The following is a 241-nucleotide window of genomic DNA, read 5'->3' on the forward strand; positions in this document are numbered from 1 at the left end:
CCTGAAAAAAAAAATACTGATCCGCGCGCTTGCCGACTACAACCCTTTGCTTCGCGTGCATTTCGTGCCTGTCGCCCGTACCACTGCCTACCTTCCGTTCGCTTCGTATCTGCTTCGACTCACCGCCTCCGATTCTCCCTTTCCCCTGCCCTCTCTCTCCTGCCGACCTCTCCAGTGCGGCCTCCCGCCACCACTCCTCTTCGATGTGCACCTACTTCAGCTCACCCTGCCCTTCCACGTC

At 58.9% G+C, this 241-nt stretch carries 1 pseudogene; it reads left to right on the forward strand.

Annotated features, from left to right (window positions below):
* Positions 1 to 241: pseudogene (locus G3N94_RS41365) on the forward strand (pyridoxamine 5'-phosphate oxidase); the annotation flags it as partial.

The sequence above is a fragment of the Burkholderia sp. Ac-20353 genome (assembly GCF_017104785.1).
Taxonomy (GTDB): Bacteria; Pseudomonadota; Gammaproteobacteria; order Burkholderiales; family Burkholderiaceae; genus Burkholderia.